The sequence below is a fragment of the Streptomyces sp. genome, from assembly GCF_050698815.1.
GTDB lineage: Bacteria > Actinomycetota > Actinomycetes > Streptomycetales > Streptomycetaceae > Streptomyces.
Genome location: NZ_JBOHCV010000333.1, coordinates 1 through 8,110, shown reverse-complemented (window position 1 = coordinate 8,110; position 8,110 = coordinate 1). Strand labels below are relative to the sequence as shown.

General features: G+C 70.1%; 6 protein-coding genes. All 6 read right to left on the bottom strand.

Features of this window, described 5'->3' with window-relative positions; translation table 11 throughout:
• Nucleotides 1-89: 89 nt before the first annotated feature.
• The gene (locus ACRDP3_RS12250) at nucleotides 90-1,484 is read right to left on the bottom strand and encodes a ThuA domain-containing protein (protein ID WP_431516930.1); all 1,395 of its coding nucleotides are present in this window, start codon (nucleotides 1,482-1,484) and stop codon (nucleotides 90-92) included.
• Between the two features lie 14 nt (nucleotides 1,485-1,498).
• Nucleotides 1,499-3,910 (bottom strand): PQQ-dependent sugar dehydrogenase, encoded by a 2,412-nt coding sequence (locus ACRDP3_RS12245; protein ID WP_431516932.1) that lies wholly within the window; start codon nucleotides 3,908-3,910, stop codon nucleotides 1,499-1,501.
• A gap of 362 nt (nucleotides 3,911-4,272) precedes the next feature.
• Entirely contained in the window at nucleotides 4,273-5,271 is a 999-nt protein-coding gene (locus tag ACRDP3_RS12240) for a sugar phosphate isomerase/epimerase family protein (RefSeq protein WP_431516929.1), read from the bottom strand.
• 54 nt (nucleotides 5,272-5,325) lie between these two features.
• Complete coding sequence (locus ACRDP3_RS12235) at nucleotides 5,326-6,531, bottom strand: Gfo/Idh/MocA family protein (RefSeq protein ID WP_431516931.1); 1,206 nt, start codon at nucleotides 6,529-6,531, stop codon at nucleotides 5,326-5,328.
• A gap of 131 nt (nucleotides 6,532-6,662) precedes the next feature.
• Nucleotides 6,663-7,718 carry a substrate-binding domain-containing protein gene (locus ACRDP3_RS12230; protein ID WP_431516928.1) on the bottom strand — a complete coding sequence of 352 codons (1,056 nt, stop codon included), beginning with the start codon at nucleotides 7,716-7,718 and terminating at the stop codon, nucleotides 6,663-6,665.
• On the bottom strand, nucleotides 7,715-8,110 hold a 396-nt coding region (locus ACRDP3_RS12225; RefSeq protein WP_431516927.1), incomplete at its 5' end, for an ABC transporter permease. The genes ACRDP3_RS12225 and ACRDP3_RS12230, both read right to left, overlap by 4 nt.

Genomic DNA, 8,110 nt, shown 5'->3' with positions numbered 1-8,110 from the left:
GCGTACTCCTCACCCGCCGCTTGCCCGGTGACCCACGGCCCCCCTCGGGCCATGGGTCGCCGGGCGGACGGGCCGCCGGCTGCGGCTCGTCATCCGGCGTGGGCCGGACGGCTGTCGTGCGCGCCGTGGTCTCCCTTCAGGTCCTTGAGCCGGATGTCGCGGAAGGCCACCTCGTCCTCGTCGCCGTGGTTCTGGAGTCCGAGATGCCCGTCCGTCAGGCTGCGGGCGGGGTCGGTGTTGGTGAAGTCGTTGATCTGTACGCCGTTGAGCCAGACCTGGAGACGTTCACCCTCGACACGGATCTCGTAGGTGTTCCACTCCCCCGGCGGGTTGAGCGCCGCGTCCCGTGCGGCGAGGTCGGCCGACTGGAAGCCGTAGACGGCGCCGGTCGTCTTCTCCGGTGCGTCGGTGGCGTCGATCTGGATCTCGTAGCCGCGCTCCACCGCCGACCAGGGGTCGTCGGAGGCGGGGAAGCCGATGAAGACGCCGGAGTTGTCGTCTCCGGTCAGCTTCCAGTCCAACTTGAGTGAATAGCCGGACAGTTGCTCGGTCCCGTACCACAACAGGCCCATGCCGCCGACGGTGGTGAGGGTGCCGTCCCCGGCCTCCTCGAACCGTCCGGGGCCCGCCTGCCGCCACTCACCGAGTCCGGTGCCGCTGTCGTAGACCGGCGCATAGCCGTTCTCCGGGCGGCAGTCGGCGTCGGCGGCGCCGGTCGCGTAGCGGACGCCGCCGAGCAGGTGCGCACGGAAGGCGGCGTCCCTGTACGACTCCTTGGTGTGCCCGGAGCCGGTGTAGAAGGCGCGGCCGCCCTCGTACTCCTGGCACCAGGCGATGGGGTGGTCACCGCCCATGTTCCCGCCCGTGTACGAGCCTTCGTCGAGGGCGGCCAGCACGTGCACGCGATCGCGCGGGTTGGTGCGGTAGTTGTACCACTCGTCGGTGCGCTGCCAGCTGTCGCCCAGATGGGAGGTGGCCGGGTGTGCGCGGTCCTCGACCTCGACCGTGGCGGGCTGGATCAGCGGGTGCGAGTCGAAATAAGCGCCCACGAGCCCGCCGTACCACGGCCAGTCGTACTCGGTGTCGGCCGCCGCGTGCACGCCGGCGTAGCCGCCGCCCTCCGCGATGTAGCCCTCGAAGGCGGCCTGTTGCTCCTCATCAAGCACGTCGCCGGTCGTGGAGAGGAAGACCACGGCGTCGTACGCGGCGAGGTTGTCCGGCGTGAAGGCGCCGGCGTCCTCCGTGGCGTCCACGGTGAAGCCGTTCTCGGCGCCGAGTTGCCGGAGGGTCGCGATGCCGCGCGGGATGGAGTCGTGCCGGAAACCCGCGGTCTTGGAGAAGACCAGGATGTGTTCGTCCGCGCGCGGCTTGTCCGGCGGCGTCGCCGCCTGGCCGGGAATCGCCGTGACGCCCAGCAGCAGCACCGCGGAGGCCGCGGCGGTGAGCACCGAGCTTCTGATGCCTCTCCTTCGTGTGTGTCTCATCGGTTCTCCTCCCCTCAACTCGTCGTGACCTTGAAGCTGTCCAGGTCGAACAGGTCACCGGAGCCGCCCTTGAAGACGAGGTAGAGCTGCCCGGTCCCGGCGGGCGGGTTCTCGATCGCGGTGCTCACCTCACGCCAGCCGTCGCCGGTGCCGGTCTCCGCAGTGCCCAGCAGGGTGCCGTCGGGTGCTCCGGCCCGTACCTCCACGGCTCCGCCCGCCGCACCGCCGGTGCCGATACGGGCGGACAGTTCGGTCAGGTCGCCCAGGGCGTACGGCTCGAAGGCGATCCACTGGCCGTTCTCCGCGCCGGTGACGGCACGGCCGCCCTCGGCGCCCGCCGCGTCCGCGACGTTCACGCCGTCCGCGGAGGTGGTGAAGTGCTCGGCCTGCCTGTGCTCGGGCTGCAGGATGCTCTGCGCGTGCGTGGTCAGCGGATCCTGGCCGCCGCCGCCGTTGTCGGTGTACTGGGCGTCGAAGACGCCGAAGATGTCGGCGTTCGGGTCGTGTTCGCCGTCGGCCGGGGTCTTGAGGGTGCCGGAGCAGCCCTTGGCCGAGGTGATCGGGTGACCGTGGCTGTCGTGGCCGAGGATGTAACTGACCTCGACCTTGGAGCAGTCGATCTCGCCGTCCTCCGGGTCGGTCACCTCCACCTCGAAGGGCACCTCGTCACCGAAGCCGAACGGCTGCCCGTCGGCGGGCAGTTTCAGCTCGACCGTGGGCGCGGTGTTGCCGACGGTGACGATCACGCCGGCGCTGCCGGTGCGGCCGCCGGGGTCGGTGACGGTGACGGTCGCGGAATAGGTGCCGTTCTCGGTGTAGGTGTGGGTGGCGTCCGCCTTGTCGGACGTGGCGCCGTCGCCGAAGTCCCAGCGGTAGGTCAGCGCGTCGCCGTCGGCGTCGCTGCCCTCGGCGGAGAAGGCGACCTCCAGCGGTGCCTGCCCGCTGGTCCTGTCGGACTTCGCCTCGGCGACGGGGCTGTGGCCGTCGGTGGCGTTATCGATCCGGTAGACCGCGGAGTTCTCGTCGCCGTTGAAGAAGCCGGTGCCGTAGTCGAGTACGTACAGCGCGCCGTCCGGCCCGAACTCCATGTCCATCACCTGGGTTCCGTCCCAGGGGAAGGCGTTGATGGCGCTGACCTCGCCGCCCTTGTCCTGCTCGATGCGCTTGATCCAGCGGCGGCCGAACTCGCCCGGGAAGAAGTCGCCGTCGTACTCCTTGGGGAACTTCACCTCCGAGTCCAGGTCCTTGTCGTAGCGGTAGACGGGGCCGCCCATCGGAGACTCGGAGCCGTCGCCGAACTCGGGCACCGAGGCGCCGTCGTAGGGGATCCAGGCGGACTCGGCGGCGGGCAGGTCGGTGAGCCCGGTGTTGTTCGGCGACGTGTTCTTCGGGGCGGCGCAGTCGAACTTCTCCCCGGAGTCGCCGGTGCCGAAGTCGTAGTCGGTGTAGGCGTCGTTCTTGCCGGTGCAGTACGGCCAGCCGTAGTTGCCGGCCTTGGTGACGCGGGCGAACTCGACCTGTCCCGCAGGCCCGCGTGCCGGGTCGGCGGAGCCCGCGTCGGGACCGTAGTCGCCGACGTAGACGATGCCGGTGGGCTTGTCGACGGTCATCCGGAAGGGGTTGCGGAAGCCCATCGCGTAGATCTCGGGGCGGGTCTTGTCGGTGTCCGGCGCGAAGAGGTTGCCGTCGGGGACGTCGTAGGAGCCGTCCGCCTTGACCTTGATGCGGAGGATCTTGCCGCGCAGGTCGTTGGTGTTGCCCGAGCTGCGCTGCGCGTCGAAGGACGGGTTGCGGTCCGCGCGCTCGTCGATCGGCGAATAGCCGTCCGACTGGAAGGGGTTGGTGTCGTCACCCGTCGAGAGCAGCAGGTTGCCGTCGCCGTCGAAGGCGATGTCACCGCCGACGTGGCAGCACAGACCGCGGCTGGCGGGGACCTCGAGGATCTTCTTCTCGCTGTCCGTCTCGAGGGTGCCGTCCTCGCCGAGGACGAAGCGGGAGAGCCGGTTGACGCCGTCGAAGGGCCTGAAGTCGTCGGGATTGCCCGTCTCTGGGGCATCGCCCTCCGGGGTGTTCATGGGAGGTGCGTAGTAGAGGTAGACGAAGCGGTTCTCGGTGAAGTCGGGGTCGATGCCGACGCCTTGCAGACCCTCCTCGTCATGGCTGTAGACGGGGATCTCACCCGCGACCTTCGTGGTGCCGTTCTTGTCGGTCAGCCGCACCGTGCCCTCGCGCGCGGTGTGCAGGACCGATCCGTCGGGCAGCACCGCGAGCGTCATCGGTTCGCCGGTCTCGGCGACACCCTTGGCCAGGGTGACCTGCTGGAAGTCGGCGGCAGCCTTGCTCTCGGGGGCAGTCGGCGGCGCGGCCTGGCCGGCCGGCGCACTGCCGAGGGTGAGCGCACTGCCCACCAGCACGGTGGACAGCAGGACGGCGAGGCGAGCGCGGACCGTGGCGCGCGTCCGGCGCGGTCGGGGCGATCTGTTGCCGTGGGGCTGGGAAAGGGTGCGGATGATCCTGTGCACGCGGCTCCTCCTGGGAGGGAGAACGGTGAGTGACGAATGAGTCGTTGACCGTTGAGTAGGCACAGGCGCGCGCCGTCGCGCCGGAGTGGGAATCGGGGCCGGGCCCTTACGTACCGGGGGCCGGCTGCTGCGGGAGACCTGCGAGGGGGAAACACGGTTCATGTCCGGTACATCTCAAGGACCGTAGCCATCTTCGTCCGGTACGGAAACCCCTTTGACATAGGTCAAGTTGGCTTCGTCCATCATATGGACAAAGATGGGGCACCTCAGCTGCTGAAGGCCGCGTCGAAGGACGCGGTGGGCGGGTCGTAGTCGAACGCCTTCAGCCGCCGCAGCGCTTCAGGCGCCCCGGCGAGTCTGTCCATCCCGGCGTCCTCCCACTCCACCGACACCGGCCCGTCGTAGCCGATGGAGTGGAGCATCCGGAAGACGTCCTCCCAGGCCACGTCGCCGTGCCCGGCCGAGACGAAGTCCCAGCCACGGCGCGGGTCGCCCCACGGCAGGTGCGAGCCCAGCCGTCCGTTGCGGCCGTCCAGGCGGGTACGGGCCTCTTTGCAGTCGACGTGGTAGATGCGGTCCCGGTAGTCGTAGAGGAAGCCCGCCGGGTCCAGGTCCTGCCAGACGAAGTGGCTGGGGTCGAAGTTGAGCCCGAAGGCCAGCCGGTGGCCGATCGCCTCCAAGGCGCGGTGAGTTGTCCAGTAGTCGTACGCGATCTCGCTGGGGTGCACCTCGTGGGCGAACCGCACGCCCTCCGCGTCGAAGACGTCCAGGACCGGATTCCACCGCTCGGCGAAGTCCTCGTACCCGCGCTCCACCATGTGCGGCGGCACCGGCGGGAACATCGCGACCAGATGCCAGATCGAGGAACCGGTGAAACCGACGACGGTACGCACGCCCAGCGCCGCCGCGGCCCGCGCGGTGTCCTTCATCTCGGCCGCCGCCCGCTGCCGTACTCCCTCGGGCTCGCCATCGCCCCAGATGCGGGCGGGCAGGATGCCCTGGTGCCGCTCGTCGATCGGGTGGTCGCAGACGGCCTGCCCGACCAGGTGGTTGGAGACCGCCCAGCAGCGCAGCCCGTACTTCTTCAGCAGCGCCCGTCTGCCGTCCACATAGCCGGGCTCCGCCAGTGCCCGGTCCACCTCGAAGTGATCGCCCCAGCAGGCCAGTTCGAGGCCGTCGTAACCGAAGTCGCGGGCCAGTGCGCAGACCTCCTCCAGCGGCAGGTCCGCCCACTGGCCGGTGAAGAGAGTGAACTGTCTGGGCATGATGCGGAGCCTCCTGATGACTCGTACGGGCGGGTGACCCGGCCGGGTCGCGGTTCAGCCGGGGACGGGGGTGTAGACGCTGTTCTTGCCGGCACTCTCCTCGACGGCGGCCAGCACCCGCTGCACCTGGAGACCGTCGGCGAAGGTGGGTCCGGGGTCGGTGCCGGCGGCGATGGCGTTCAGCAGGTCGCGGGCCTGGTGGACGAAGGTGTGCTCATAGCCGAGGCCGTGGCCGGGCGGCCACCACGCCTCCAGGTAGGGATGATCGGCCTCGGTGACCAGAATCCGGCGGAAGCCGGACTCCGCCGCGGCGTCCGTATGGTCGTGGAAGTGCAGCTCGTTGAGCCTTTCCAGATCGAATACGAGGGAACCCCGGGTGCCGTTCAGCTCGACCCGCAGCGCGTTCTTGCGTCCCGCCGCGACCCGGCTGACCTCGAAGGAGGCCAGCGCTCCGGAGGCGAGCCGCCCGGTGAAGAGGGCCGCGTCGTCCACGGTGACGGGGCCGAGCGCACCGCCGGCTCCGGCGCCGGGCAGCGGACGCTCGGTCACGAAGGTCTCGGTCTGCGCCGAGACACCGGCCAGCGGCGAGCCCGCCAGGTGCTGGACGATATCGACGGCGTGCGCGCCCAGGTCACCGAGTGCGCCCGAGCCCGCCGCCTCCCGGCGCAGCCGCCATGCCAGCGGGAAGGCGGGATCGACGAGCCAGTCCTGCAGGTAGGTCACCCGTACGTGCCGCAGCTCCCCCAGCCGGCCCTCGGTCACCAGGTGCCGGGCGAAGGCGAGCGCGGGCGTACGGCGGTAGTTGAAGCCGACCATCGCCAACTGCCCGCGCGAACGGGCCTCCTGGGCGGCAGCCGCCATCGCCTCCGCCTCCGCGACCGAGTTGGCGAGCGGCTTCTCGCACAGCACGTGCTTGCCCGCCGCCAGGGCCGCGACGGCGATCTCGGCGTGGCTGTCGCCTGGGGTGCAGATGTCGACGAGCTGCACGTCCGTACGGGCGATGAGGTCCCGCCAGTCGGTCTCGGCGTCACTCCAGCCCAGCCGTCCGGCCGCCGCCCGTACGGCCTGAGCGTCCCGCCCGCACACGACCGTCATGGCCGGGGTGAGCGGCAGGTCGAAGACACGGGCGACGGTGCGCCAGCCCTGGGAGTGGGCCGCTCCCATGAAGGCGTATCCCACCATTCCCACGCCCAGCGTGGGAGCGGACCCGGCCGGGCCGGATCCGGCCGGATCGGCGCCGGCGGGCACGGGGACGGGCATGGCGGTGTCGTGGGACATGGGGCTCCTCCCTTTCGGGGGTACGCGGTGGGGGTGGCGGCCGGGCGCCGGCTGGTGCCCCTCCCGGCACCAGGCACCCGTGTACGGCGGCGGTGACGGCGGTGGCCGGCCGGTTACTTGAAACCGGTGGGCAGGTACTCGTCGACGTTGTCCTTGGTGACGACGGCCGAGTAGAGCGTCATCGAGGCGGGGATCTCGAACTCGGCGAGGCCGCCGACGCCTTTGCCCTGGCCCAGGGCGCGGGCCAGATCGATGGCGGAGGCGGCCATCGTCGGCGGATACAGCACCGTGGCCTTGAGCACGCCGTCACCGGACTTGATGGCGTCCATGGCGTGCCGGGAGCCCGCGCCGCCGACCATGATGAACTCGTCCCGGCCGGCCTGCTTGATGGCGCGCTCCGCGCCCACGCCCTGGTCGTCGTCGTGGTTCCACAGCGCGTCGAACTTCGGCTCGGCGCGCAGCAGCTGCGCCATCTTCGACTGACCGGACTCGACGGTGAACTCGGCGGCCTGGCGGGCGACCTTCTTGACGTTGGGGTAGTTCTTGAGCGCGGCGTCGAAGCCCTTGGTGCGCTCCCGGGTCAGCTCCAGGTTGTCCATGCCCGCGAGTTCGACGACCTTGGCGTTCTTCTTGCCCTTGAGCTGTTCGCCGATGTAGCGGCCCGCGTTGAGGCCCATGCCGTAGTTGTCGCCGCCGATCCAGCAGCGGTACGCCTGCTGGGAGGCGAAGATCCGGTCGAGGTTGACCACGGGGATGCCCGCGCGCATCGCCTTCAGACCGACCTGGGTCAGCGCCTTGCCGTCGGCGGGGAGGATGACCAGGACGTCGACCTTCTTGTTGATCAGCGTCTCGATCTGGCCGACCTGCTGGGCGTTGTCGTTGGAGCCCTCGGTGGCCTCCAGCGTGACGTCCTCGTACTTCTTGGCGCGAGCGGTGGCCTGGTCGTTGATGGCGTTCAGCCAGCCGTGGTCGGCCTGCGGCCCGGCGAAGCCGATGGTCACCTTCTTGCCGGGCTTGTCGTCGGCGACGTCGGCCTGGCCGGCCTCGTCCGCCTTGTCGTTGCTCTTGTTGCTGGTGCAGCCCGCGCCGAGGAGAGCGGCGCCGGCGGCGGCCGTACCGAAGAGCATGCTGCGGCGGGAGGAGCGCTGGTTCTCGGTCTTGTCAGTCATGTCGTCTTACGACCCTTCTGGACCAGGACTGCGGCGACGATGATCGCCCCCTTGGCGATCTGCTGGACGTCGCTCTGGAGGTTGTTGAGCGCGAACAGATTGGTGATCGTGGTGAAGACCAGGACGCCGAGCACGGAGCCGGTGATGGTGCCCCGGCCCCCGCTGAGCAGGGTGCCGCCGATGATCGCGGCGGCGATGGCGTCGAGTTCGTAGAGGTTGCCGTTGGTGTTCTGACCGGACCCGGTGAGGACGATCAGCATGAAGGCGGCGATGCCGCAGCACAGACCGGAGAGCAGATACAGCAGCAGCCGCTGCCGCCGCACGGCGATGCCGGCCAGCCGGGACGCCTCGGCGTTGCCGCCGACCGCCACGGTGCGGCGTCCGAAGGTGGT